The 24,792-nt window shown below is 69.3% G+C and carries 21 protein-coding genes; 13 read left to right on the top strand and 8 right to left on the bottom strand.

All coding sequences use genetic code 11. The annotated features are described in order from the left end of the window. The first annotated feature begins 29 nt into the window (after positions 1-29). The 10 genes from EZ242_RS12375 to EZ242_RS12330 all read left to right on the top strand — a co-directional run bounded on the left by EZ242_RS12375 (position 30) and on the right by EZ242_RS12330 (position 12,931). Positions 30-3,548, top strand: a complete 3,519-nt coding sequence (locus tag EZ242_RS12375) for a capsular polysaccharide export protein, LipB/KpsS family (protein WP_135285465.1) — start codon at positions 30-32, stop codon at positions 3,546-3,548. Positions 3,549-3,582: 34 nt separating this feature from the next. Then, the gene (locus tag EZ242_RS12370) at positions 3,583-5,670 is read left to right on the top strand and encodes a capsular polysaccharide biosynthesis protein (RefSeq protein WP_135285464.1); all 2,088 of its coding nucleotides are present in this window, start codon (positions 3,583-3,585) and stop codon (positions 5,668-5,670) included. Positions 5,671-5,727: 57 nt separating this feature from the next. Further along, complete coding sequence (gene rfbB / locus EZ242_RS12365) at positions 5,728-6,789, top strand: dTDP-glucose 4,6-dehydratase (protein ID WP_135285463.1); 1,062 nt, start codon at positions 5,728-5,730, stop codon at positions 6,787-6,789. Positions 6,790-6,801: 12 nt separating this feature from the next. Then, positions 6,802-7,719 carry a dTDP-4-dehydrorhamnose reductase gene (gene rfbD, locus EZ242_RS12360; RefSeq protein ID WP_135285462.1) on the top strand — a complete coding sequence of 306 codons (918 nt, stop codon included), beginning with the start codon at positions 6,802-6,804 and terminating at the stop codon, positions 7,717-7,719. 11 nt (positions 7,720-7,730) lie between these two features. After that, positions 7,731-8,618, top strand: coding sequence for a glucose-1-phosphate thymidylyltransferase RfbA (gene rfbA, locus EZ242_RS12355; protein WP_135285461.1), 888 nt, complete (start codon positions 7,731-7,733; stop codon positions 8,616-8,618). After that, entirely contained in the window at positions 8,618-9,166 is a 549-nt protein-coding gene (gene rfbC, locus EZ242_RS12350) for a dTDP-4-dehydrorhamnose 3,5-epimerase (RefSeq protein WP_135285460.1), read from the top strand. The genes rfbA and rfbC overlap by 1 nt, the downstream gene beginning before the upstream one ends. A gap of 391 nt (positions 9,167-9,557) precedes the next feature. Further along, positions 9,558-10,475, top strand: coding sequence for a lipase family protein (locus EZ242_RS12345; protein WP_135285459.1), 918 nt, complete (start codon positions 9,558-9,560; stop codon positions 10,473-10,475). Beyond that, positions 10,468-11,202 carry an SGNH/GDSL hydrolase family protein gene (locus EZ242_RS12340; RefSeq protein WP_135285458.1) on the top strand — a complete coding sequence of 245 codons (735 nt, stop codon included), beginning with the start codon at positions 10,468-10,470 and terminating at the stop codon, positions 11,200-11,202. The genes EZ242_RS12345 and EZ242_RS12340 overlap by 8 nt, the downstream gene beginning before the upstream one ends. Then, positions 11,199-12,584 (top strand): cytochrome P450, encoded by a 1,386-nt coding sequence (locus EZ242_RS12335; RefSeq protein ID WP_135285457.1) that lies wholly within the window; start codon positions 11,199-11,201, stop codon positions 12,582-12,584. The genes EZ242_RS12340 and EZ242_RS12335 overlap by 4 nt, the downstream gene beginning before the upstream one ends. Then, positions 12,581-12,931: a hypothetical protein gene (locus tag EZ242_RS12330; RefSeq protein WP_240787065.1), complete on the top strand. Its 351-nt coding sequence runs from the start codon at positions 12,581-12,583 to the stop codon at positions 12,929-12,931. Before EZ242_RS12335 ends, EZ242_RS12330 begins: the two co-directional genes overlap by 4 nt. Positions 12,932-13,051: 120 nt before the next feature. Here EZ242_RS12330 and EZ242_RS12325 read toward each other — a convergent pair whose 3' ends face one another. Next, positions 13,052-13,573, bottom strand: a complete 522-nt coding sequence (locus tag EZ242_RS12325; protein ID WP_135285456.1) for a hypothetical protein — start codon at positions 13,571-13,573, stop codon at positions 13,052-13,054. Positions 13,574-13,890: 317 nt separating this feature from the next. Here EZ242_RS12325 and EZ242_RS12320 point away from each other — a divergent pair, with 317 nt between their 5' ends. Continuing rightward, entirely contained in the window at positions 13,891-14,181 is a 291-nt protein-coding gene (locus tag EZ242_RS12320) for a hypothetical protein (RefSeq protein ID WP_135285455.1), read from the top strand. A gap of 4 nt (positions 14,182-14,185) precedes the next feature. Here EZ242_RS12320 and EZ242_RS22520 read toward each other — a convergent pair whose 3' ends face one another. The 7 genes from EZ242_RS22520 to EZ242_RS12290 all read right to left on the bottom strand — a co-directional run bounded on the left by EZ242_RS22520 (position 14,186) and on the right by EZ242_RS12290 (position 22,447). Then, the gene (locus tag EZ242_RS22520) at positions 14,186-14,317 is read right to left on the bottom strand and encodes a hypothetical protein (protein ID WP_276606538.1); all 132 of its coding nucleotides are present in this window, start codon (positions 14,315-14,317) and stop codon (positions 14,186-14,188) included. 141 nt (positions 14,318-14,458) lie between these two features. After that, positions 14,459-15,721, bottom strand: a complete 1,263-nt coding sequence (locus tag EZ242_RS12315; protein ID WP_135285454.1) for a phospholipase D-like domain-containing protein — start codon at positions 15,719-15,721, stop codon at positions 14,459-14,461. Between the two features lie 68 nt (positions 15,722-15,789). After that, complete coding sequence (locus tag EZ242_RS12310; RefSeq protein WP_135285453.1) at positions 15,790-17,109, bottom strand: TRAP transporter large permease; 1,320 nt, start codon at positions 17,107-17,109, stop codon at positions 15,790-15,792. Between the two features lie 16 nt (positions 17,110-17,125). Then, positions 17,126-17,689: a TRAP transporter small permease gene (locus EZ242_RS12305; protein WP_135285452.1), complete on the bottom strand. Its 564-nt coding sequence runs from the start codon at positions 17,687-17,689 to the stop codon at positions 17,126-17,128. Beyond that, the gene (gene dctP, locus EZ242_RS12300) at positions 17,686-18,666 is read right to left on the bottom strand and encodes a TRAP transporter substrate-binding protein DctP (protein WP_135285451.1); all 981 of its coding nucleotides are present in this window, start codon (positions 18,664-18,666) and stop codon (positions 17,686-17,688) included. Before dctP ends, EZ242_RS12305 begins: the two co-directional genes overlap by 4 nt. A 128-nt stretch (positions 18,667-18,794) precedes the next feature. After that, positions 18,795-20,267 carry an indolepyruvate oxidoreductase subunit beta family protein gene (locus EZ242_RS12295; protein WP_135285450.1) on the bottom strand — a complete coding sequence of 491 codons (1,473 nt, stop codon included), beginning with the start codon at positions 20,265-20,267 and terminating at the stop codon, positions 18,795-18,797. Positions 20,268-20,275: 8 nt separating this feature from the next. Beyond that, positions 20,276-22,447, bottom strand: a complete 2,172-nt coding sequence (locus tag EZ242_RS12290; protein ID WP_135285449.1) for a thiamine pyrophosphate-dependent enzyme — start codon at positions 22,445-22,447, stop codon at positions 20,276-20,278. Positions 22,448-22,578: 131 nt separating this feature from the next. On the opposite strand from EZ242_RS12290, the gene EZ242_RS12285 reads away from it, so the two are divergent. Beyond that, entirely contained in the window at positions 22,579-23,484 is a 906-nt protein-coding gene (locus EZ242_RS12285) for a LysR family transcriptional regulator (protein WP_135285448.1), read from the top strand. Positions 23,485-23,703: 219 nt separating this feature from the next. Then, positions 23,704-24,750 carry a hypothetical protein gene (locus tag EZ242_RS12280; RefSeq protein WP_135285447.1) on the top strand — a complete coding sequence of 349 codons (1,047 nt, stop codon included), beginning with the start codon at positions 23,704-23,706 and terminating at the stop codon, positions 24,748-24,750. The last annotated feature ends 42 nt before the right edge of the window (positions 24,751-24,792 follow it).

The following is a 24,792-nucleotide window of genomic DNA, read 5'->3' as shown; positions in this document are numbered from 1 at the left end:
GCAGCAGGCTTCAGCACGGGAATCCAAAAATGAATCGCATCCTCTATTACGTCGAGCCCTGGATCGAGCTGTCTCCGGACTTCCGGTTCGGCGCATTCAAAGATGCCGTTTTTCAGCTCGCGCAGCTGAAGAAGCACGCGCCGGAGCTCGACTGCCGCCTGCTCATTGGCGAGGGCATTTGCGAAGCGATCGCGCGCGACGGCTATACCGGCCATCGTGAGTTCGAGGTCGGTGTGCTGCATCTGGACGAACTCACCGCGGTCTACAAGAACGCCGGCAAAGCAGCCGAGGCCTTCCTGACAGGGGCAAGCTCGGAAGACGACCTCGAGCGGCTCGCACGGCTGTGCCGTCGCGCCTTGCCGGGTTTCGAGCCCGACGTCGTGCTGATGCACGAGACCCATGCGCCGTTCATCAGCAAGGCGTACCCGTCTTCCCTGGTGCTTCACAGCATGTATGGCATGAGCTACCGCATGCCCTTGCCGCGGCTGACCATGTTCGACCCTGCCGGCCTGTACCAGAACTCGCTGCTGGCACGGCATGCCGCCGACCTCCGCGCCGAGTGCCTGCCGGCCAGCGAGGCGAAAGCACTCTGCGACGCGAGGAACTGGTTCGTCTCGCAACTTGCGCCACATGACCCGACCTGGCAACTCATCGAACCGGAGCAGTCCCGGTTCGACAAGCTGCTGCTCGTGCCATTGCAAGTGGATGGGTACTACGCGTTCAACTTGTGCAGTGAGTTCGAGACGCAGGCCGAATTCCTGGAGACGGTGCTGCGTGCCACACCGCGCACGTGGGGAGTCGTCGTCACGGAACACAGTGAGTACAAGCCGTCGCTCGGCGAACTGACGGTCCAGCGGCTCAAGCGGTCGCATCCGAACCTGATCTACAAGAAGGAACTGAATGCGATCCCCTACGTCTCGCAGTTCCTGTTGGCGCACGTCGACGCGGTAGCCACCGTGTCGAGCTCGCTGGCGCTCCAGGCACTGGTGTTCGACTGCCCGGTGATCGCCGCCGGCAGCTCGCACATCAACGCCGTTGCAACCTGCGACTTGCGGAAGCTGGCGGATGTTTTCGAACTGCACCAGCCGCGAAGCCGGGATCCGCTGCTTCACTTCTTCCTGACCCGCTACCACTGGGCCACGGCAGATCACGTCCACGACGGCGCGGGACTGTACGCCCTCCTCTCCAGCTTCTGGAACCTGCATGAGAGCGGCATGCGCGGGCTCGAGCTGCTGCCCGCGCCCCGGTCGCTGCGGGATGTGCTCGAGCGGCTGAAGCACCACTCGCAGTGGCGGGCCTGGACCACCGAACTCAAGAAGCGGGGCATCGCGCCGAATCCCCACCCGGTCCATGCCAGGATCGTTTTCAACGAAGCGGTTTCATTCGATCTCTTCGACACGCTGGTCTGTCGCCCCTTCGTCCAGCCTCACGAACTGTTCCAGTTCATCGAGCCGCTTGCAAGGGAGCTGACCGGAAACATCTACTTCCCGTTTCACCACCTGCGGCGGGAAGCCGAGCGCCTGGCCCGGGCAGCCCATGGTCACCGGATCGAAGTCACCCTGGATGAAATCTACGCGCAGCTCGCGTCCATCACCAGCTTCCCCCGGCCGCTTCTGGAGCGGATCAAGGCACTCGAACTCAAGGCCGAACTCGCCCTCATCGCGCCGCGACGGGGGCTTGTGCGGGCCTGGAAACTGGCGGGCACGCTCGGCAAGCTGCGCTCGATCATCACCGACATCTACCTCGAGGAGCACGCGATCCGCACGCTCCTCGCGAAGAACGGGTTCGCAGACTTCGACCTCCTCTTCGTCTCGGCCACCGAGCGGGTCAGGAAGGAGGATGGAACCATCTATCCGAAGTACATGGCCGCGGTGAGGCAGCTTCAGCCGGCACTCAAGAGCTTCCTCCACGTGGGGGACAACGCCCGTGCGGATGGGGAGATGGCGCGTCGCTTCGGCATCGAAGCCCTCGTCATCCCGAAGGCGACCGAACTGCTACGCAGGACCCGTGCCGCCGAACTTCTCAAGGACGCTTTCGCGCAGCCCAGCTACGACACCAGCATCCTGGCCGGCATGCTGGCGAACCGGTTTTTCTCCGCGCCTTCCAGCGGAGCGGACCACGCCAGCCTGTGCGACGGGCACTTGTTCAACGTCGGGTATGGCGTGCTGGGCCCCTTCGTGCTGGGCTATGTCCAGTGGGTGATCCGGCGGCTGCGGGCGCACAAGGTCGACCACGCCTACTTCCTGGCTCGCGATGCCTACCTGGTCATGAAGGTCTTCGAGGAATTCAAGCGCTGGATACCGGACCTGCCGTCGTCGAGCTACCTTTACTGCTCCCGGCGCTCCGTACTCGTGCCCGGCATCAGTGAAGAAGAAGACATCTTCGAAATCGCCACGCTCAATTTCGGCACGACGACGGTCGAAAAATTCCTCAACACCAGGTTTGGCCTGAACGTGGCCGAACTGCCGCCCAAGCTGCTTCGTGAGCACGGCATGAGCGCCGACGGTTCCACCTTCATCGGCTACCCGCGAGACCTCGGCGCCGTGGTCAGGCTGGTGACGGACCTGAAGCCCTACATCTATGAGAAGGCAATGCAGGAACGCGCCACGTTCACGCGGTACCTGGAGCAGGAGGGTGCGACGGACGCGGGCCGCAAGAGCGCGTTCGTGGACATCGGCTATTCCGGAACGATGCAGCGAAAGATTTCGCAGCTCACCGGCGTCGATTACCACGGCTACTACATGCTCACGCACAACTACGTGCTGCACTACTTCCGTGACAAGGTCTTCGAGGCCTGGCTCGAGGAGTACGACAGCCAGCGCGCGCCGTACAAGCACTCCTTCAACCAGTTCATTCCCTTGATCGAAAGCCTGCTGAGCTCGACTGAAGGCAGTCTCCTGTGCTTCCGGGACGTGGGCGGCGCCCTGGAGCCGGAGTACCTGTACGCGAGCAACGAGCGCGAGCGGATCGCCTTCGTGGAGGGACTCCATGCCGGCGCCATCAGCTTCGTCAAGGATTACCTCGGGATGTTCGGCGAGTTCTCGGAAGCGGTGGAACTGTCGCCGCAGGTGGCGTCCTTCATCATGCTGCGCTTCGCAGAGGACCCCGCGCCCGCCGACGTGCGGGCCTTCGAAGGACTGATTCTCGAGAACATGTTCGCAGGGGCGGAGTTTTCAGTGATCAGCAACCCCGCACGGCTTCTCAACGCGAAAGGGGAGCTGACCGTCGCCGCCATGGAACACCTCGTGTCCGAATCCAAATGGAAGCAGGGCGCTCGCGTTTCGTACAGGCGCTACCTGCCGGCCGGCGCCACCGCCACCGCCACCGCCCCCGCGGCCACCAAACCGGCGGCGACACCGGCCGTGGTCCCGCGGCCGTCTGCGCAGCTCGACAGGCGCACGCGGCTTCGGAACAAGCTTCGCAACACGCCTGACCGGTTCTTCCTGGACTCGAAGTCGCGACTCCTCCGGCCCCTGGGCTATCTCTTCAGGAGCCGGGTCGCCAGCGCGCCCCTGCGCTTTGCCATTCGGAAGATCGTTTCTGCGTAAGGGAGGCGCGGCCACCGCCACCGGAGCGGGATTGATGCAGCAAGCACCCGAAGTCATCGCCGCCGGCTCGACCGGCATTCGCTCCATCCCCACGCTGCCCGCACTGCTGGGTGCCCCGGTGGTGGGTATCGGGGCGCTGCCGGCTTCGGGCGCACACCGCCTGCTCGTCGCAGCCTGGGGGCGCAAGCCGAGCGCGGTCCGCGCCGAGGCTTACGCACGCAAGCGCGGGCTGTCGGTGGTGCGGCTGGAGGACGGGTTCCTACGCTCCTATGGCACCGGTGGCGCATTCCCGCCTCTGTCGGTCACACTCGACCGACTCGGCATCTATTACGACAGCTCGCGGCCAAGCGAGCTGGAGGAGCACCTGCAGCACGCGGCCATTGATCAATGCGGGTCGGCAAGAACGGCCATCCTCCAGCACCGCCTGTCCAAGTACAACCATGCACCTGCTGCCTTCGCGCGCCAGGATCATGGAGGGCGCGGCAAGGTGCTGGTCGTCGACCAGACCCTCGGCGACCTGAGCATCGAGCTGGCCGGCGCCAGCCGGGAATCGTTCACCGCCATGCTCGCCGCCGCCCGCGCCGAGAACCCCAGCGCCACCCTCTACGTCAAAACCCACCCCGAAGTCAGCTCCGGCCGCAAGCGCGGCTATCTCACCCACATCCAGGACGACGACCGCACCGTCGTCATCCGCGAAGCCGTCAATCCCCTGAGCCTCATCGAGCAGATGGACCGCGTCTACGTGGTCACCTCCACCATGGGATTCGAGGCCCTGCTCGCCGGCAAGCCCGTCACCTGCTTCGGCATGCCCTGGTACGCCGGATGGGGCGTGACGGACGACCGGCAGACCTGCCTGCGGCGCACGCGCAAGCGCAGCGTCGATGAAATCTTCGCCGCCGCCTACCTGCACTACACGCGCTATCTGAATCCCGAGACGCACGAGCGCGGGACCATCTTCGACGTGATCGGCTGGCTGGTGCGCCAGAAGGCCATGGCGGACCGGCTCTACGCACCCGAGCGCCGCCGCAAGATCATCGGCGTCGGGTACCGGCGCTGGAAGGCGGCCAACCTGCAACCGGTGCTGTCGCTGGAGCCGAAGAACGTCACCTTCGTGCCGGACGCGCACGCGGCGCAGGCGCTGCAGCCCGCCGCCGGCGACTGGCTGGTGTACTGGGGCGCCACGGCACCCGCCGGCGTGGCCGAACTCGCGGCGCGCACGGGGGCCGAGTGCATCCGCATGGAGGACGGCTTCATCCGCTCCGTGGGCCTGGGCTCGGACCTGATCCGCCCGCGCTCCATCGCGCTGGACCGCAGCGGTATCTACTTCGACGCCACGCGCCCTTCGGACCTGGAGACGATGCTGCAGGAGGCCGCCTTCAGCGAGGACGACTTGTGCCAGGCGCGCCAGGCGCGCGAGTTCATCGTCGCCCAGGGCCTGACCAAGTACAACCTGGAGCCGCGCGCCACCCCGCAGTGGCCCGGCAGCGCCGGCCGGCGCGTGGTGCTGGTGCCGGGCCAGGTGGAGGACGATGCGTCCATTCGCCTGGGCTGCACCACGGTCCGCGGCAACCTCACCCTGCTGCAGGCGGTGCGCGCCGCGCGGCCCGATGCCTACATCGTCTACAAGCCGCATCCGGACGTGGCCAGCGGCAACCGCGCCGGGCGGCTTGCGCTGTCGCAGGCCCGCGCGCTTGCGGACCATGTGGAGACGCAGGTGAGCGTGGTCAGCTGCATCGAAGCCTGCGACGAGCTGCACACCATGAGCTCGCTCTCCGGCTTCGACGCCCTGCTGCGGGGCAAGCACGTGGTCACCTACGGCCAGCCCTTCTACGCCGGCTGGGGCCTCACCGAAGACCGCGCCGAGAACGCCACGGCTTTCGCGCGCCGCACGCGCCGCCTCACGCTGGACCAGCTCGTGGCCGGCGCGCTGATCCGCTACCCCATCTACTGGGATTGGACGCTCAAGGGCTACACCAGCTGCATGGCGGTGCTGCGGCAGATCGCGGCCGAACGCGACGCGCTGGAGGGGAGCGGCGGCCTGGAAAAACTGCGCAGCGGCTGGTGGCGCCGGCAGGGCCGCAAGCTGCGCATCCTCTGGAGCGCCTGGACCGCGCGCGCCTGAGAGGGCGGGACGATCAGTGACAATCCCCCCGCGACCCTCCCGCACGCACCTCCTCCCATGATCCTCGTCACCGGCGGCGCCGGCTTCATCGGCAGCAACTTCGTTCTCGACTGGCTCGCGCACAGCGACGAGCCGGTGCTGAACCTCGACGCCCTCAGCTACGCCGGCAACCTCGCCAACCTGCGCAGCCTGCAGGCCGACGCGCGGCATGTCTTCGTCCATGGCGACATTCGCGACCGGGCCTTGCTGGACCGCATGCTCGCGCAGCACCGGCCGCGCGCCATCCTGCATTTCGCGGCGGAAAGCCACGTGGACCGCTCCATCCACAGCCCGGACAGCTTCCTGGGCACCAACGTCCAGGGCACCTTCACGTTGCTGGAAGCGGCGCGCGACCACTGGAGTGGCCTGCCGGCCGCGGAGCGCGAGTGCTTCCGCTTCCTCCACGTCTCCACCGACGAGGTCTTCGGCTCGCTCGGGCCGGCCGACCCGCCGTTCCGGGAAGGCGACGCGTACGAACCCAACAGCCCCTACTCGGCAAGCAAGGCCGCCAGCGACCATCTCGTGCGCGCCTGGCACCACACCTACGGCCTGCCGGTGCTCACCACCCACTGCTCCAACAACTACGGGCCCTTCCAGTTCCCGGAGAAGCTGATTCCGCTGATGATCGTCAACGCGCTGGCCGGCAAGCCGCTGCCGGTGTATGGCGATGGCCTGAACGTGCGTGACTGGCTGTACGTGAGCGACCATTGCGCCGCCCTGCGCACGGTGCTGGCGCGCGGCCGCATGGGCGAGAGCTACAACATCGGCGGCTGGAACGAAAAGACCAACCTGGAGATCGTGCGCACCGTCTGCGCCCTGCTCGACGAGATGCGGCCCGATGCGGCCGGCCCGCGCGAGCGGCTGGTCACCTTCGTGGCGGACCGCCGGGGCCACGACCGTCGTTATGCCATCGACGCACGCAAGATCGAGCGCGAGCTGGGCTGGCGCCCGGCCGAGACTTTCGAGACCGGCATCCGCAAGACCTTGCGCTGGTACCTGGCCCACCCGCACTGGATCACGCAGGTGCAAAGCGGCGCCTATCGCGACTGGGTGTCCACGCAGTACGGGGCCAACGCCTGAACGATGCCGGCCATGAAGATCCTCCTCCTTGGGAAAGACGGCCAGCTCGGCTGGGAGCTGCAGCGCGCCCTCGCGCCCCTGGGTGAACTGATCGCCCCGGGCCGCAGCGGCGCGGCCGGCGCCTGCGGCGACCTGTCGCGGCCGGAGGAACTCGCCGCCACGGTGGCCGCCCTGCAGCCGCAGGTGATCGTCAATGCCGCAGCCTTCACCGCGGTGGACCGCGCCGAGCAGGAAACGGCGCTGGCCCGCCAGGTCAACGCCCTCGCACCGCAGCGGCTCGCGCAGGCGGCCCAGGCCCTCGGCGCCTGGATGGTCCACTTCAGCACCGACTACGTCTTCGACGGCAGCGGCGATTTGCCCTGGCGCGAGGACGATGCGCCGGCGCCGCTCAATGCCTATGGCCAGACCAAGCTCGAAGGCGAGCGGGCTGTGCGCCAGGCCTGCGCGCGCCACCTGGTGCTGCGCACGAGCTGGGTGTACGGCGCGCGCGGCGGCAACTTCGCCAAGACCATGGTTCGCCTCGCCAGCCAACGCGAGGCTTTGCAGGTGGTGGACGACCAGGTGGGCGCGCCCACCGGCGCGGAGCTCGTCGCCGACATCACGGCGCATGCGCTGCGCCATGCCCTTCGTGCCCCGCAGGTGGCGGGCACCTACCACCTCGCGGCCGCGGGTGCGACCAGCTGGCATGGCTATGCCACCCACGTGCTGCGGCGGGCCGCAGCACTCGGCCGGACGCTGAAGGTCGCGCCGGATGCGGTACGCCCCATTGCCTCGGCGGATTACCCCACGCCCGCCCGCCGGCCGCTCAACTCGCGGCTGGACACCCGCCGCCTGGCCGACACCTTCGGGCTGCACCTGCCGCCCTGGCAGCAGGGCGTGGACCGCATGCTGGACGAGTGGCTCGGCGCCGGTGAGGCGCCGGGCGCCTGAAGGAGATGGACATGGCTCGCAATCGAAAAGGCATCGTGCTGGCCGGGGGCTCGGGCACCCGGCTGCACCCGGTGACGCTCGGCATGAGCAAGCAGCTGATGCCGGTGTACGACAAGCCCATGGTGTACTACCCGCTCGCCACGCTGATGCTGGCCGGCATCGACGAGATCCTGGTCATCTCCACGCCGCAGGACACGCCGCGTTTCCAGCAGCTCCTGGGCGACGGATCCGCCTGGGGCATCTCGCTGCAGTACGCGGTGCAGCCCAGCCCCGACGGCCTCGCCCAGGCCTTCCTGATCGGCGAGGAGTTCCTGGGCGGTGCGCCCAGTGCGCTCGTGCTGGGCGACAACATCTTCTACGGCCACGACCTGTCCACGCGCCTGAAGGCGGCCGCGACGCGCGAGGACGGGGCCACCGTGTTCGCCTATCCGGTGCAGGACCCGCAGCGCTACGGCGTGGTGCAGTTCGACGACGCGGGCCGCGCCATCAGCCTGGAGGAAAAGCCGGCGCAGCCGCGCAGCCGCTACGCCGTGACAGGCCTCTACTTCTACGATGCCGGCGTGGTCCCGCTGGCCCGTTCGCTGTCGCCCAGCGCGCGCGGCGAGCTGGAGATCACGGACCTCAACCGCCTGTACCTGGAGTCGGGCCGGCTCGACGTGCAGCTCCTGGGGCGCGGCGATGCCTGGCTAGACACCGGCACGCACGATTCGCTGCTGGAAGCCAGCCAGTTCATCCAGACGCTGGAGAAGCGCCAGGGCCTGAAGATCTGCTGCCCCGAGGAGATCGCGTGGCGCCAGGGGTGGATCGGCGACGCGCAGCTGCGCACGCTGGCCGCGGGCCTGGGCAAGAGCGGCTATGGGCAGTACCTGGAGCAGCTGCTGGTGGATCGGGTGTTCTGATGAAGGTAATCGCCACCGCCATTCCCGACGTGAAGGTCATCGAGCCGCGCGTGTTCGGCGACGACCGTGGCTTCTTCATGGAGTCGTTCACGCAGCGCGCCTTCGAAGAAGCCGTCGGGCCGTGGTGCTTCGTGCAGGACAACCACTCGCGCTCGCGCCACGGCGTGCTGCGCGGACTGCACTACCAGCTCGCGCCCCATGCGCAGGGCAAGCTGGTGCGCGTGACGCGCGGGCGCGTGTTCGACGTGGCGGTGGACCTGCGACGCAGCAGCGCCACCTTCGGCCGCTGGGTCGGCATGACCCTGGACGACACCGAGCACCGGCAGCTCTGGATCCCGCCCGGCTTCGCGCACGGATTCGTGGTGCTGAGCGGCGAGGCCGACTTCCTCTACAAGACCACGGCGTACTACGCGCCGCAGGCGGAACGCTGCATCCGCTGGGACGATCCGCGGATCGGCATTGACTGGCCCGATGTGGGAAGCGAGCCGACCCTGTCCGGCAAGGACCGCGCCGGTGTCGCGCTGGCCGATGCAGACCACTTCGACTGACGCCATGTGGGGTGACCCCGTTCGCCCAGAGCTTGTCGAAGGGCCCTCACCAAACCCCGTTCGCCCTCAGCCCGCCGAAGAGCGTCGACAAGCTCAGCCCGAACGGAGTGGGACGGTTCGCCCCGAGCCAACACCCGTTCGCCCTGAGCCTGTCGAAGGGCCCCCACCCCCCCTGCGCACCCGCCGACTCCACTACTTCGCCGGCTTCGACCCCCGCGGCGCCGCCTACTACCACCGCCTGTGCCGCACCGAAGCCGCCAGGCCTCAGCCCCATGGCGGCGCGCTGCAGGTCGGCCCCCGCAAGAAGCTCTCGCCCCACACCAGCCGCTGGCCCGTCACCTGGACGCCCAGCACAGGCCACAGCGCCCCCGTCCACACCGAGCACGTCTACATGGGCTGGGACGACATCGTCCGCGCGCACTGGACCCGCCACCCCGGGGCGCTCGCGCTCGAATTCGTCCGCACCTACGTCCACATCTTCCGCCACATCGGCGCGGCCCGCGTCTGCCGACTGTACCGGCCCGCCTTCCATGCCGGCGCGCTGCCGCTGTGGATCGTCTTCGGCCCGCTGCTCGCGGCCCCGGGCCTGGGCGCTGCGTTCGGCGCCTGGGGCTGGATGGCAGGGGCGCTCGTCGCCGCCGCAGTGTGGGGCCTTGCCACGCGCGGCGGCCTCTTCTGGCTGCTGCGCATCTACACCTTCTTCATGCGCATGGCGCAGGGCCCCATACCGGGGCTGGCGCAGCGCACGCGCGAGTGGGTCGATGCCATCGTGGCCATGCAGCAGGCCGAGCCGGTGGACGAGGTGCTGCTGGTCGGCCACAGTGTCGGCACGCTCGTGATGACAGACGCCGTGGCGGCGCTCCTGCGGGATGCACGCTGGCAGGCCCTGCAGGCCGGCCGGCCCACCCTGCTGCTGACGCTCGGCCAGAGCTATCCCATGGTCGCCCTCGCTCCGTCCGCGCAGGCGTTCCGGGAGACCCTGCAAGGCCTTTGCACCCACCCGCGACTGCGCTGGTGGGACGTCACCGCGCGCATCGACCCGCTGTGTTTCCACGGGCTTGCGCCGATCGCGGGCACGCTCCTGGCCGGCGAAAAGGACGCCCGCTGGCCCGTGCGCCATGCCGCCCGCTTCATGCACATGTACGAGCCGGCCCGCTGGCGCCAGATCCGCGCCGACAAGCTGCAGGCGCATTTCCTGTACCTGCAGACGCCGCAGAAGCCCGGCAACTTCTCGCCGATGGACGTGCTGTACGGGCCCCGCGGGCTCGCGCAGCAGATGCAGGCGCAGGGAGAGCGGCTCCATGCCTGATTCGTGGCGCATGCGCCTGGCCCGCCGCTGGCGCCGGCATTGCGACCGGCATGCACGACGCTCGGTGCTGGTGCTGGGCGACTCGCACGTGCGCGTCTTCGAGCACTGGTGGTTCATGTGGGCGCTGCCGGACGTGCGCTGGCACATCACCTACGTGCCTGGCGGCACGGCAACGGGCCTGTACAACGCCGGCTCGCAGACGCAAAGCCGTGCCCGCTTCGAAGCCGCGCTGCGCGAGCACCCGCGCCCCGAGCTGGTCCTGCTGAACCTGGGCGAGGTCGATACCGGCCACACCGTCTGGGCCCGTTCGCAGCACGGCAAGGGGAGCGTCGACGCCCTGCTTCACCAGGCGGTGGACGCGTACTGCCGCTACATCGGCGAGCTGGCCCGGCGCTGCCGCCTGGCCGTGATCGGCGCGCCCCTGCCCACGCTGCCCGACGACTTCGTTCCCGGTGACGCGGTGGCCACCACGCGCCGCGCCGTCTCCATGACCCAGGCCGAGCGCACCGCGCTCACCCTGGCCTTCAACGACCGCGTGGCCGCCGAATGCCGCGCCCTGGGCGTGCCGCACCTGGACGACCGCGCCGAGAGCCTCGGCGCGGCCGGCACCGTGCGCCGCGAATGGGTGCGGCCCGACATGCCCGACCACCACTACCACCGCTTCACCTACGCCCGCTGGCTCGCCCGCTCGCTGGCGCCGCTGCTCACCGACGACCGTTCCCGATGACGCCGTTCTGCCCCGCCTACCCCGCGCCGCGCAAGAGCCGTGCCTCCACCCTGCTGATGTTCTTCAGCGCCCGCCACTCCTGGCTGGATGCGCTCTACGAACGCAGCTACGCCATGCACATGGGCGAGGTGCACCTGCCCGGCCTGGACCTGTACATGGTCAACGACCCGGCGCTGGTTCGCCGCGTGATGCAGGACGAGGCGGACAACTTTCCCAAGAGCCCGCTGCTCGGCGAGGCGCTCAAGCCGCTCCTGGGCGAGAGCATCTTCACCACCAACGGCGCGCAGTGGCAGCGCCAGCGCCGCATGATGAACCCGGCCTTCGAGCAGGCCCGGCTGCAGGTGGCCTTCCCGAAGATGCGCGAGGCCACCGCCGACATGCTGGAGCGCCTGGCCCGGCTGCCCGACGGGGCCGAGTACGACCTGGAAGTGGAGATGACGCACGTGACCGCGGACATCATCTTCCGCACCATCTTCTCCACGCCGATGCGCGGCGAAGACGCGCGCCGCATCTTCGAGGCCTTCGCACGTTTCCAGGCGCTGGCGCCGCGGCTGCTGCTGCCGTCCATCTACGGCGTGCGCTGGCTGGTGTTTCCCTGGGACGCCTGGCGCAGCCGCCGCGCCGCGCGCGAGATCCGCGGCCTGCTGGAAAAGCTCATTCGGCCTCGCTTCGAGGCGCACCGTGTCGGCCGACCCGGCGGCGAGACGGACATCCTGCAGGCCTTCATGGACGCGCGCGACGAGGCCACCGGCCAGCCCTTCGGCTTCGACGAGCTGGTGGACCAGGTGGCGATGCTGTTCCTCGCGGGGCATGAAACCTCCGCCAGTGCCCTCACCTGGGCCGCGCACCTGCTGGCCCACTCGCCGCACATCCAGGACCGCATGGTGGCCGAGCACCGCGATGTGATCGGCGCGCGCGAGCCGGCCGCCGGCGACATGAAGCAGTTGACGCTCACCTGGAACGTGTTCCGCGAAACCCTGCGCCTCTTCCCGCCCGTGGGCTTCATGGCACGCCAGGCGACCCAGGGCTGCCCCATGCGCAAGAAGCAGGTGGAGGCCGGATCGACCATCGTCGTCGCGCCCTGGCTGATCCAGCGGCACCGCGAAATCTGGCCGCAGCCCGATGCCTTCGATCCGGACCGCTACGAGGACGAGGCCTCGCGCGAGCCGCTGCGGCGCGGCTACCTGCCGTTCGGCATGGGCCCGCGCGTATGCCTGGGCGCGGCCTTCGCGCTGCAGGAAGCGGCCCTCATCCTCTCCAGCCTGGTGCGCCACCACCGGCTCACGCCCGTGCCGGGACACGAACCCCGCCCGGTGGGCCGCCTGACCATCCGCTCGGCCAACGGCGTGCGCCTGCAGCTGCACCGGAGGGCTGCGGCATGATGCGCGAGCGCCTCGCCGGGTTCCTGCTGATGTGCGTGGTGGTGCCGCTGGCGGTCGTGGGCTACCTGATGCTGGTGTGGATCGGCCTCTTCGGCCCCAACCAGCGCGGACGCGCGGGCGTGCGCGCGCTGGACCACTTCGTCAATGCCACGGTGTTCGACGGCTACGCCTGGGAGTCGATCTCCTCGCACGCCTGGCGCGTGCGCGAGACCAAGCGCTGGGCGCGCGTAGTGATCCGCATCACGGACCGGTTCCAGCCGGACCACTGCATGCGCGCCAACAAGCGCGAGCAGCAGGTGGTGGACCTGGTGCTCAAGGCCAAGCTGGACCAGCAGACGATCTTCTGAGCAAACTCCCTCCCCCTCTGGGGGAGGGCTGGGGTGGGGGCTCGCGCGCCGACCACGCTGCTTGACGCGAGGCCCCCATCCCAACCTTCCCCCAAGGGGGGAAGGAGGCGCCGTCCGCCCCTACTGCTCGATCCTGTAATTGAACTGCAGCAGCACCGTCGAAATCGTGTCGCGGCCGGCCCAGTTCACGGGTGGCACCCAGGCCAGGTTCACACCGAAACCCGATCGCTGGTCCGTGAGCGACAGCGTGGGCAGCACCGCGGGCACGAGCTTCATCGTGCCGCGCCACGACGTGGACTTGTAGTACAGGCTCGAGTACGCCCCCGCATGCAGGCGCCAGGTCCCGGTGTGGGCCACCTCGCGCATCAGCGCCACGCCGGCGTAGGAGCCCCAGAGCGAGCGGGAGTCCTCCAGCGTGGCGGCCACGTACCGCACCTGCCAGAGGCGGTCGGCCGCGCCGTTCCAGGGAATGCCCGCCACACGCCGCTCCAGGGCGAAGCTCTCGTGCCGCTCGTTCCATTGACGTCCTGCCACCAGCGTCTCGCGCGCGTGGCTGGAGACGCCGCCCAGGGTCATGAACCACTCGTCGTCCCCCTTGGGCTGGCCCGCAGTGCCGAAGGCCTGCGCCAGGGGTGAGTGCAAGATGCATGCGGTCGCGACGGCGCGCGCGATTCGGCTGGTACATCTCATGCCGGACTCCCTGATTTGTGAAGTCCAGCATAGAAGTCGCTGGCTCAGGCAGTGCATTGGCGTTGCAAGTGCAATTAGGTGAAACGCGCAGTAACGCTGCGGTAGGGCACGTTCAGACCCCGGGCGAAAGCGAAAAAAGTGCTGATTTCTGAATCGGTTGACCTGGATCGGCCATCGTTACATTACGATACGAGTCTTCCGGGCATCCAAGGTGTATCGATGCGGCAGCTCCACTTCCCCCAGGCCACCCGCGCGGTGCGCCTGCAGCCATGATGGCGGCCAGCCGGCAGGAGGCACGGGACTCCGCGTTCCGGCGCTCGGGCTATGGCGACCGCCAGCGGCCGCACCGCCTGGACCGCCACAAGCGAGACTGGCGCGAGGAAGGCCTGGCGATGATCCTGCTGGCGCCCGCTGCCAGTTTCGGCTTCACCTACCTGCTCACCAAAGGCGTGATCGACGCGGTGAACAAGGGCGACTTCACCTACCTGATGCTCTGGGGCATGGAGGCCCTGATCGCGGCCAAGCTGCTGTGGCCGGGGTTCCTGGACGAGGTGATCTGACGGGTCACGCGAGCCAGCGCCAGACCAGGAAACCGATCAGCCCCCAGAACACCAGGCACAGGACGACGCCCAGCCACACCCACGGGCTCAGCAGGAGGCTCTGGTAGCGCCTGTCGTGATCCAGGTCGGGTTCCATCGCTTTGGAACAAGGGTTGGTGCGCACAGCGACAACGGCACTGAGCATAGGGCGGCCAGCCAGCGCGCAAACGTATGCAAATGTCGAAATGTTTTCAGGCCCGCAACGTCCTGCCGAGCGCTCCCCCCTCCGGTTCAATCTTCAGAGCACTTCGTTGAAGGCGTAGCACACCCGTTCGAGGACCTTGTTGCGCAGGCCCCGCCGGCGCCACCGATCGAGTCGGATCTCGTTCGCCCGCGCGGCATAGCGCTCGAACACGGCATCCAGCCGGGCGGCGAGCGGGGTGTCCAGGATGCCCAGCGTGATCTCGTCGTTGATCTCGAAGGACCGGTCGTCGAAGTTGCTCGACCCGATGGCGCTCCACGCGCCGTCGATGGTCATGATCTTCTGGTGCAGCAGCGTGTGCGGGTACTCGAAGAGGCGCACGCCGGATTCGAGCAGGCGCTCGAAGTTGTGGCGTCCCGCGTGCTGCACCATCGGGTTGTCCGAGCCACTGGTGGAAGGCATGAGCACGCGCACGTCCACCCCGCGCCGCACGGCTTCGCCCAGGCTGCGGACGGCCTCGGGTTCGGGGATGAAGTAGGGGTTCTGGATCCACAGGCGCCGGCGCGCCAGGCAGATGGCCGCGTGGTGCAGGATCTTCACCGCCGGCGCCGAACCTTCCGGCTTGACGTAGGCGGCGAAGGCGCTCACGTCGCCGGCCGGCTCCAGCGGCGGGAAGAAGGCGTCGCCGACGAACATCTCGCCCGTGACCGCACCCCAGTTCTCGCTGAAGGCCGCCTGGATGCTGTGCACGATGGGGCCGTGCAGCAGCACGCTCACGTCCGCGAAGTGCTGTCCGTCCTCGGCGTCCCCCAGCCACTCGTCCACCACGCAGTGCCCGCCGATGAAGGCTTCGCGCCCATCGATCACGACCATCTTGCGGTGCGTGCGGTCGTTGAGCATGCCCAGCGTTTTGAAGGACAGCGGGTGGAAGCGCGCGATGCGGCAGCCGCTGTCCTGCAGTTGCCGGCGAACTTCATTCCCCATGCCGCGCGTTCCGGTGGCGTCGAGCGTGAGGCGCACCTGCACGCCGGCACGGGCACGCTCGCACAGCACGTCCGCCAGGCGCTGGCCGAGCACACCGTCCTTCCACAGGAAGGTCTCGAAGTGGATCGAGCGGCGGGCGGCCCGCAGATGCTCGACCAGCACGTCGAAGAAGGCGCCGTTCTCCAGCACCTGCACGGCGTTGCCCGGAGCGCACCGTCCGAGCGTGAGGCCCGCCAGCGAGGGCATCAGCTTGTCGATGGGAAGGTCGCAGCGCAGATCGAGCACCGGGTTGTTGTGGCGCCGCACGGACCACAGCACGAGCAGCGACCCCGCGGCCACCGCGGCGCTGATCGCCACCCACCAGCTTGCGTCCATGCGGCCAAGCGTAGGAACGCCGGCGCGGCCGGCGTGTAGGTGCCGAGCTTGAAAGCTCGTGCGTGGGACTACCCCATCCAGGCCGGCAGCCAGGTCGCGATGCCCGGCAGCCAGAACACCGCCGCGAGCAGCAGCAGGCTCATGAACACATAGGGCGCCACGGCCTTGAAGATGTGCAGCATGGTGACCGAGGGCGGCGCCACGCCGCGCATGGTCATGAGCAGCAGCCCGTGCGGCGGCAGCAGCAGGCCGAGCTGCATGCAGATGAGGAACATCACGCCGAACCAGATGGGGTCGATGGCGAGCGCCTGCACGATGGGCATGAAGATGGGCAGCGTGATCATCATCATGCTCACCTGGTCCACGAAGATGCCCAGGAAGATCAGCATGGCCATCATGCCGGCGACGATCATTTCGGTGGACCAGCCCTGCCCGGTGATGAGCTGAACCAGCCCGTTGCTCGCACCCGAGAACGAGAGGATCTGCGCGAAGGTGGTGGCCCCCAGGATGATGAAGAGGATCATCCCCGAGATGGCCGCCGTTCCCTTGAGCGCCTTGACCAGCGCGTCCCAGCGCAGCGCGCGGTAGGCGGCCGCGAGCACCAGCGTCGCGAAGGCGCCGAGCGCAGCGCACTCGGTGGGCGTGGCCCAGCCCAGGGTGAGCGCGCCCACCACCACGCCGAAAATCGAGAGCGTGGGGAGCACGTACAGAAAGAAGGGCCGCCAGCGCTCCCAGCCCGTGTGCGTGGGGGCGTCCTCCACCGCCGGCGCGAGCTGCGGGCGCAGCTTCACGCTGGCCACGATCCAGGCCACGAATGCGACCGAGAGGATGAGGCCCGGCACCACGCCGCCGATGAGCAGCTTGGAGATGGAGATGCCCGACAGCGACCCCAGCAGCACCGTGAGCGCCGAGGGCGGAATGAGCATGTCCACCGCGCCGATGGCCATGATGGGGCCGGTCGCCAGCTGCGGGTGGTAGCCGCGCGCCAGCATCACCGGCAGCAGCAGCGAACCCAGCATGGCGGTGGTGGCGATGGTGGAGCCGGAGATGGCCGAGAACACCGTGCCGGCCACCACCGCCACCACGGCCAGGCGGCCGGGGATGCGGCGGATCAGGCGTTCGATGCCTTCGATCACCTTGAGCGCCAGCCCGGTGTGGAACAGCACCTCCCCCATCAGCACGAAGAGCGGGATCGGGGTGAGCGAGAACGCGGTGACCGAGCTCACGCTGCTGCGCGCCAGCTGCATGAGGCCGGGCTCGCCGCCCATGTAGAGCCAGGCGCCGATGATGTTGACCGTGATGAAGGTCAGCGCCACCGGCATGCCGATCAGCAGCAGCAAGGTGGATCCGCCCAGCATCAGCCAGGCCGCGGCGACCCAGCCGGTCATGCGCCTGTCCCCTGTCTCATGCCGCGCTCACCGCGTCCTGCCGCGGTCCGCGCTCGGCGTGCCAGAGGCGCTGCATGCGAAAGACCATCTCGATGGCCAGCAGCACGAAGACGATGGGCAGCGGCGCGAGCGACCACCACTCGGGCGTTACCAGCGTCTTGATGCTGAGTGCGCCATCCGCATAGCTGGCCCAGGCGGCCCGGGCGCCGTACCAGGCGATGAAGAGGCAGCAGGTGAGGCCGATCACGTCGCCCACCCACTCCAGGGACCATGCGAGGCGCTTGGGCAGCGCCTGCAGCAGGATGTCCACGCGGATGTGCTGGCCCTGCCGCAACAGCCAGGGCGCGACGAGCACCGTGGTGAAGTACAGCATCAGCTCCGAGACCTCGTTGCTCCAGGCCAGGCCGCGCGGCAGCCCGGGCACGGCGACATTGCGCAGGAACACGTCGGCCACGATGACCAGCATCATGGCGAAGAGCACGGCGCAGCCGGCCAGCGCCAGGGCGGCGAGCAGGCGGCCGTAGGCGCGGGAGACCGCGCCTGCCGCTTTCCCTGGTGTGCGGGCGGGCGCGCCGCTCACTTGGCCGCGGGTGCGAACAGCGGCTTGAAGCGCTTGGCCACCTCGGGGCTCTGCTTCTCTGCGCCGGCCCAGGCGACCTCATAGGCCTTGTCGCGGAAGGCCTTGGAAGCGGCCGCGTCGAACTTGATGGCCTGGATGCCGGCCTTCTCCTGGCGCGCGGTTTCCTCGGCCTTGTACTTCTCCCAGAAGTCGTTCTGCGCCTCCAGCGCCAGCACCTGCTTGTTCAGGAAGTCGCGCTGCGCGGGCGTGAGGCGCCGGTAGGCCGGCAGGTTCATGATGAGCGAGACCTCGGCGTCGTAGAAACCGGGGTCGATGCGGTACTTGGTCTTTTCCTGCCAGTTCAGGTCGAAGATGCCGCCGATGGGCCAGCCGTAGCCATCGACCACGCCGCGCTCCAGGGCCGTGTAGACCTCGCCGGGCGCGGTGGTGACCACGTTGGCGCCCAGGGCCTGGAAGAAGTCGCGGTACACGGGCGTGATGCGGATCTTCTGGCCCGAAAGGTCCGGCTTGTCCACCTTCTTGTTCGTGTAGATGTGGAAGGGCTGGTTTTCCACCATGCGCCCCAGGTACTGCATGTTGGCCTTCTCGTTCCAGACCTTGTTGATGGCGTCGAAGGCACCGTTCTTGCGCTGCTGCGCGATGGGCACCTCGGTCAGCTTGAGGAAGTCGGCTTCCGGCATGACGTTGGTGTAGAACGCGCCGGTGGACATCGCCATGTCCACCACGCCGGTCTTCACGGCGTTGCCCACCTCGAAGGTGGGGATGGCCTTGGGGCCGCCGATGAAGTTGATCTGCAGCACGCCCTTGCCCTCGGCGTTCACCTTCTTGACCCACTCCTGCAGGCGCTGGGCATAGATGCCGTTCTCGGCGAAGGCGCTGACCAGCCGCAGCGTGGTCTCCTGCGCCAGGGCCGGTACGGCAAGGCCCGCGCTGAGCGCGAGGGCGGCGGTGGTCTGGATCATCAGGCGTCGTTGCATGGTCTTGTCTCCTGGTGGGTTGTGATCTTGTGGGCAGGGGCGCGTCGGACCATAAGCGCAGCCACCGTGCCGGTCAATTCAGGAAGACGCGAGTGCCGCATGGTCAGGACGAGGCGAGTGCCGCCTCATCAGGACGACGCGAGTGCCGCATCGAGTGCCCGGCCGTTCTCGTCGGCCAGCGCCGCGCGCGCCAGCGCCTGCAGGCGCTGGGCACCGCGTTCGTCGTTCTCCAGCGCGGGCAGCGTGGCCATCAGGCGCTCGAAGTTGCGCCAGCCGCGCGCATGCGTGTCGCCGTAGCCCTTGACCAGGCGCTGCGCGCGCACGACCTCCAAAGCCAGCGACGGGTGCGTGGCGGCCAGACGGCGCACCTGGCCCAGCCAGGCCTCGATGCGCGCCTGCTCCTGCTCGTAGCGCAGCGACCGCCGCCGCAGCCCGCGCAGCGAAGCGATGGCATAGAGCTGCAGGTAGCCGCCCAGCGAACTGGTGCGCACCACGCGGCCCTTGCGCGTGAAGGGCCCGAGCGCACCGCGGGCCCAGGACGTGTGCAGCAGCCAGCGGCCCAGGCCCGCCGGCAGGATGTCGGCGATCTCCTCCACGCGCGGGTGCATGAACTCGTTGATCTGCAGCATCTGCGCGGGCGCGAGGCGCACCTCGCCGGCCACGCGGTCGAAGCGGCTGCGCCGCGTCTTGAGGTCGGCCACGCGGATCGCGTCTTCATAGGACATCCACAGCGCCAGGTGCCGCGCGGTCTCCTGCAGCAGCTCGCCTTCGTCCTTGAAAGGGCGCAGCCGGTCCAGGTAGGCGGCCGCGTAGTCCAAATCCTGGTAGTCGGCCAGGCGCAGCACGCCGTGGCGCAGGATGTCCCGGGCCTCGGCCGAAAACTCGCGCTCGATGCGCTCCCCGAGCGGCGCGAGGCGCGGCCCCAGCGCCACGGCGGGCGCGGGCGCGACCGGCTCGTGCGCAGGCGCGAGCGCGGCCGCGTGCCCCGCGGCGAAGGCCTTCAGGCTGGCCTTGACGCCGACGCCGCCCCGCTCGATGGAGGCCTCGAACTGCTCGCGCGTGAAGGGCAGCGCGCCCGAGGCGGCCAGCGCGCCGTACAGCACCGGCGCGATGGGGCCTCCGGCCTGCTCGGCGAGCGAGGCGAAGTCGGCGGTCACCAGCCGGGCGGCGGCCGCGCGCGCGCCGTCCAGGAGCTTGTCCGCATCGACCCGGCCGTCGGCCATGGCGGTGCGCTCGGTCATGGAATAGACGCGGTGCGTGGACGCGATGAAGGTCGTGCGCTCGGGCGTGACCAGTCCGCGCTGCAGCGCGCGGCCGGCTTCCATCAGCTCGGAGGCGACGACCACGTCCAGTTCGCCCGGCACGGGCGCGAGGGCCAGCACGGGCGCCTGGCCGGCAGGCACCGCGTCGCGCGGGAACAGCTCCAGGTAGTACACCGTCGCGCCGGTTCGCTGCGCCACGCCGGGAACCGAGGTGGTCTGCGCGAAATAGCCGTTGTGCTCGCCCAGGTCCACGATCCAGTCGGCCAGCACGCCGCCGCCCTCGCCGCCCATGGCCAGCAGGGCGATGGTGATCGCGCGGGGTTGCAGGGTGGCGTTCATCACACCGCTCATGCCGCCAGCCCCGCGAGCCGCCGCTCGATGCGCGCCTGCAGGAAACCGATCACGCGCTCGCGCACGCGCTGCTTGAAGCGGTCCCAGCGGCTGGGGTTGTTGATGATCTCGGCGCGGTAGAACGAGGGGCACAGCACGGCCGCATGCGCCGCCTCGCCGCACAGGCCGCAGCCCACGCAGCTGTCCACCACCGCGGCCACCGGGTCGCGCCGCAGCGGGTCGGGGTTGTCGCGGATGGTGAGCGAGGGGCAGCCCGAGAGGCGGATGCAGGAGTGGTCGCCGGTGCAGGTGTCCGGGTCGACCCCGAAGCGCTCGCGCACCACGCGGCGGCCCTCGCCGATGGCCTTGCGCGTGAGCGGCTTGATGCGCCGCTGCTTGTTCAGCATGCACTCGCTGGAGGCCACGATCACCTTCGGGCCCTTGGTCTTGGTGGTGAGCGCCTCGCGCAGCGCATCGCGCATTCGCTCCAGGCTGTAGGTGTGGTCCACGGTGCGCACCCAGTCCACGCCAACGCCGCGCACGGCCTTTTCGATCGGATGTTTGGTCGAGCGAATGAGGTTGTCGGCCTTGGACGAGAGCACGTCCTGGCCGCCGGTGGCGGCCGAATAACCGTTGTCGATGACCACCAGCACGTTATCGCTCTGGTTGAACACCGCGTTGCCCACGCCGCTGGTCAGGCCGTTGTGCCAGAAGCCGCCGTCGCCCATGATGGCCAGCGTGCGCTTGTCGGTCTCGGGCGTGTTGAAGGCCGCGGCGCCGGCCCAGCCCAGGCCGTAGCCCATGGTGGTCGCGCCGAGGTTGAAGGGCGGCAGGATCGAGAACAGGTGGCAGCCGATGTCGCAGCTGATGTGGTGCGGACCGAGCTCACGCTCGATCAGCTTGATGGCGGTGAAGATGGGCCGCTCGGGGCAGCCGGTGCAGAAGGAAGGCGGGCGGCCGTGGACCTGGCTCGCGGCGTCCTGGATGGCGATGGTCTTGGGCGTGGGCGCGGGCAACTGCGGGCGGGCCGCGGCCGGCAGCTCGCGGCCTTCCAGCAGCGCCGGCGCGTGCTGCTCCACGAAGCGCGCGATGCCCTTGAGCAGCACCCCGCCCGTGTACTCGCCCGCCATGGGCAGCACGTCCTTGCCCTGCACGCGGGTCTGCACGTCGGCCTTGCGCAGCAGGGCGTTGACCGCCTGCTCGATGAAGTCGGGCTGGCCCTCCTCCACGATGAGGATGGCGCGCTTGCCCGCGCAGAAGCGCGTGAACTCCGCGTCCACCAGCGGGTAGGTCACGTTCAGCACGTAGAGCGGCACGCGCGAGTTGCCGAAGGCATCGGCCAGGCCCAGCAGTTCGAGCGCGCGCAGCACGCCGTTGTAGAGGCCGCCCTGCAGCACGATGCCGAAGTCCTGCGCGTCCTCGGCGAAGAACTCGTTGAGCCCGCGCTCCTGGATGAAGCGCAGCGCCTGCGGCCAGCGCTGCGTGACCTTCTCCTGCTCATGCAGGTAGGTGGCCGGCGGCAGCGCGATGCGCTCGGTGTCTCGGCGCGGCTGCTCGATGGCGTCCTTGAGCGTGAAGTCGGCGCGGCGGTTGTCCTTGGCGATGAAGCTGCCGTGCACGTGGCAGGCGCGGATGCGCAGCTCCAGCATCACCGGCGTGCGGCTGGCCTCGGACAGCTCGAAGCCCTTTTCCACGGCGTCCACGATGCTGGGCAGGTTGGGCCGGGGGTCGAGCAGCCACACCTGCGACTTCATGGCGAAGGCGTGCGAGCGCTCCTGCATGATGCTGGAGCCCTCGCCGTAGTCCTCGCCCACGATGATCAGCGCCCCGCCCGTGACCCCGCCCGAGGCGAGGTTGGCGATGGCGTCGGAGGCCACGTTGGTGCCCACCGTGCTCTTGAAGGTGACGGCGCCGCGCAGCGGGTAGTTCACCGAGGCCGCCAGCGTGGCCGCGGCCGTGGCCTCCGAGGCGCTGTGCTCGAAGCGCACGCCCAGCTCGCGCAGGATGTCGTTGGCGTCGGTGAGCACGTCCATCAGGTGCGAGATGGGCGCGCCCTGGTAGCCGGCCACGTACGACACGCCGGACTGCAGCAAGGCCTTGGTCACCGCGAGGATGCCCTCGCCGTGGAATTCGTCGCCGGCGCCCAGGCGCAGCTTCTGCACCTCGGCGGCAAAGGATCGTTCTGCCATGGGTTGTGGTGTCTCCGGCCGCGAATCTACCCGCGCGGGGGTCATTTGGCGAATGGGTTTTATGGATGACGTACATTGATCATGTGAATACCATCCGTTCGGGCTGAGCCTGTCGAAGCCCCTCGCCTGCCATGAACTTCCGCCATCTCGACCTCAACCTCCTGCGCGTGCTGGCCGCCATCCATCGCACCGGCTCGGTCACCGCCGCGGGCCGCGCCCTGAACCTGTCGCAGTCGGCCACCAGCAACGCCCTGGCACGGCTGCGCCAGTTCTTCGGCGACGAGCTCTTCGTGCGTTCCCCGGCCGGCCTGCAGCGCACGCGCCTGTGCGAGCAGGTGGCGCCGGCCGTGCTCGCGCACCTCGTCTCGCTGGAAGCGGTGGTCACCGGCTTCGAGGAGTTCGACCCGGCGCGCAGCGACACCACCTGGCGCCTGTCGCTGTCGGACCTCGGCGAGCGCCTGTTCCTGCCGCCGCTCACCGCCGCCCTGCGGGCGCGCGCGCCCCACACCCGCGTGGCCAACATCGCCGTGGCGGCGCCCGAAGTGGCGAGCGCGCTGGAAACACGCGAGATCGACTGCGCCGTCGGCATCCTCTCGCCCCAGCACCGGGGCGTGCACGCCGACCTGCTGTTCCGCGAGCAGTACGTCGCCATCACCGCGCCCGAGTGGCGGCCGGGCTCGGGCCGCGCCGGCCGCTCGCTCACGCGCGAGCAGCTGGCGCAGGCCTGGCTGGCGCTGGCCGCGCCCACCGCCACCTTCCACAGCAGCGTGGAGGCCATGCTGCTGGAGTTGAAGCTGGCCGAGCGCATCGTGCTGCGCGCCCGCCACTTCAGCGCCCTGCCGGAACTGGTGGCCCGCACCGACCTGCTGGCGATCGTGCCGGCCATGTACGCCGCGCAGCTCTCGGGCCTGCGCGTGTGGACGCTCGGCTTCGCCCCGCATTACGACGTGCGCCTGGTCTGGCACGCGAGCACGGCCCGGGAAGGCGGGCAGCAGTGGCTGCGCGCCTTGCTGCACGAGCTGTTCACGCGGGCGTGAAGACTCCCCCCCCCTCTGGGGGAGGGCTGGGGTGGGGGCTCGCGCGCCGACAACGCCGCTTCCCGCGCGGCCCCCATCCCGGCCTTCCCCCAGAAGGGGAAGGTGCAGCACCCCCTCTCCCTTTGGGGGGAGCGTTGGGGTGCAGGGCTCGCGCCACGCAACGCTTTGAAAAGCCCCACCTCATCGATATGATTTCCAGTCCAATCACGAGGAGAAGCAATGAGTGAATCCTGGAAGGCCGGCGATCGCCGAGCCACGGTCCTGAGCGTGGCAGCCTGCGCCCTGCTGCTGGCAGCCTGCGGCGGGGGCGGCGGCAGCGGCGGCGCCGGCAGTGGCGGGATCGGCGGTTCGTCGGCCGCGCCCCTGAAGATCACCGAGGCCAATGCCAAGCCGGTGGCGGCCAGCGCGCTGGAGAACGTCGCCAGCGAGGGCACCGGCAGCACCGCGGACCTGGTCTCGGGCCTGAAGGGACTCGGCATCGGCGGCGCCGCCTCCCCCACCCTGCAGGTGGTTCGCAGCGCCAGCACGCTGGCCGGCCTGGCGGCGAAGCGGGCGGGCCTGTCCACCACCAAGGCGGCCGTGGACGAGTCGGTCGCCTGTCCGCAAGGCGGCACCCTGCGCGTGAGCGGCAACGTTGCCGACGGCGAGACGCTCGTGGCCGGCGACCAGGTGAACCTCATCGCCACCGGCTGCCGCATGCTGGTGGACGGCGAGCTCCAAACCTTGGACGGCGGCCTGTCCCTCACCGTGCGCAGCGGCAGCTTTGCCAGCTCCTATCCCGCGCAGGCCGAGCTGGCCCTGGTCGCCACCAGCCTGCGGACCAGCACCCCCCAGTACGTCGTGGAGGCCGACGGCGACCTGCTGGCGACCTGGTCCGCCAGTGCGGCCACGCGCGAGAGCTTCGTGTTCTCCGGCACCCGCTTCACCAGCAGCCTGACCATGAGCGGGCAGACGCGTTCGATCACCTGGCGCGACTGGCGGCAGTCCGTTGCGGTCGATGGCGCGCAGACCACCCTGGCCCTCGCGGCCGCCATCGAGGCGACCGACGGGCGCCTGGGCTCCGCCCCGGTGAGCTACACCCTCACCACGCCGGTGGCGCTGGTTCAGGTCGGCAGCGGCCTGAGCGGCGAGCTGAAGGTGACGGGCGGCGGCTCCGCCCTGCTGCTGCGGCTGGTGGCCCCGGACAGCGCCACCCTGCTCGTGGACGCGAACGGCGACGGCGCGTACGAGCGCACCCTGGCCGGCACGCAGACCGAGCTGAGGTAGGCCCGCCGCCGTCCTGTAGGACGGCGCCGTGTCTGCGTCCGC

It is taken from the genome of Ramlibacter rhizophilus, assembly GCF_004681965.1.
Classification (GTDB): Bacteria; Pseudomonadota; Gammaproteobacteria; order Burkholderiales; family Burkholderiaceae_C; genus Ramlibacter; species Ramlibacter rhizophilus.
Note: the sequence above shows the minus strand (reverse complement) of the source record. Positions and strands in the feature narration are given on the sequence as shown.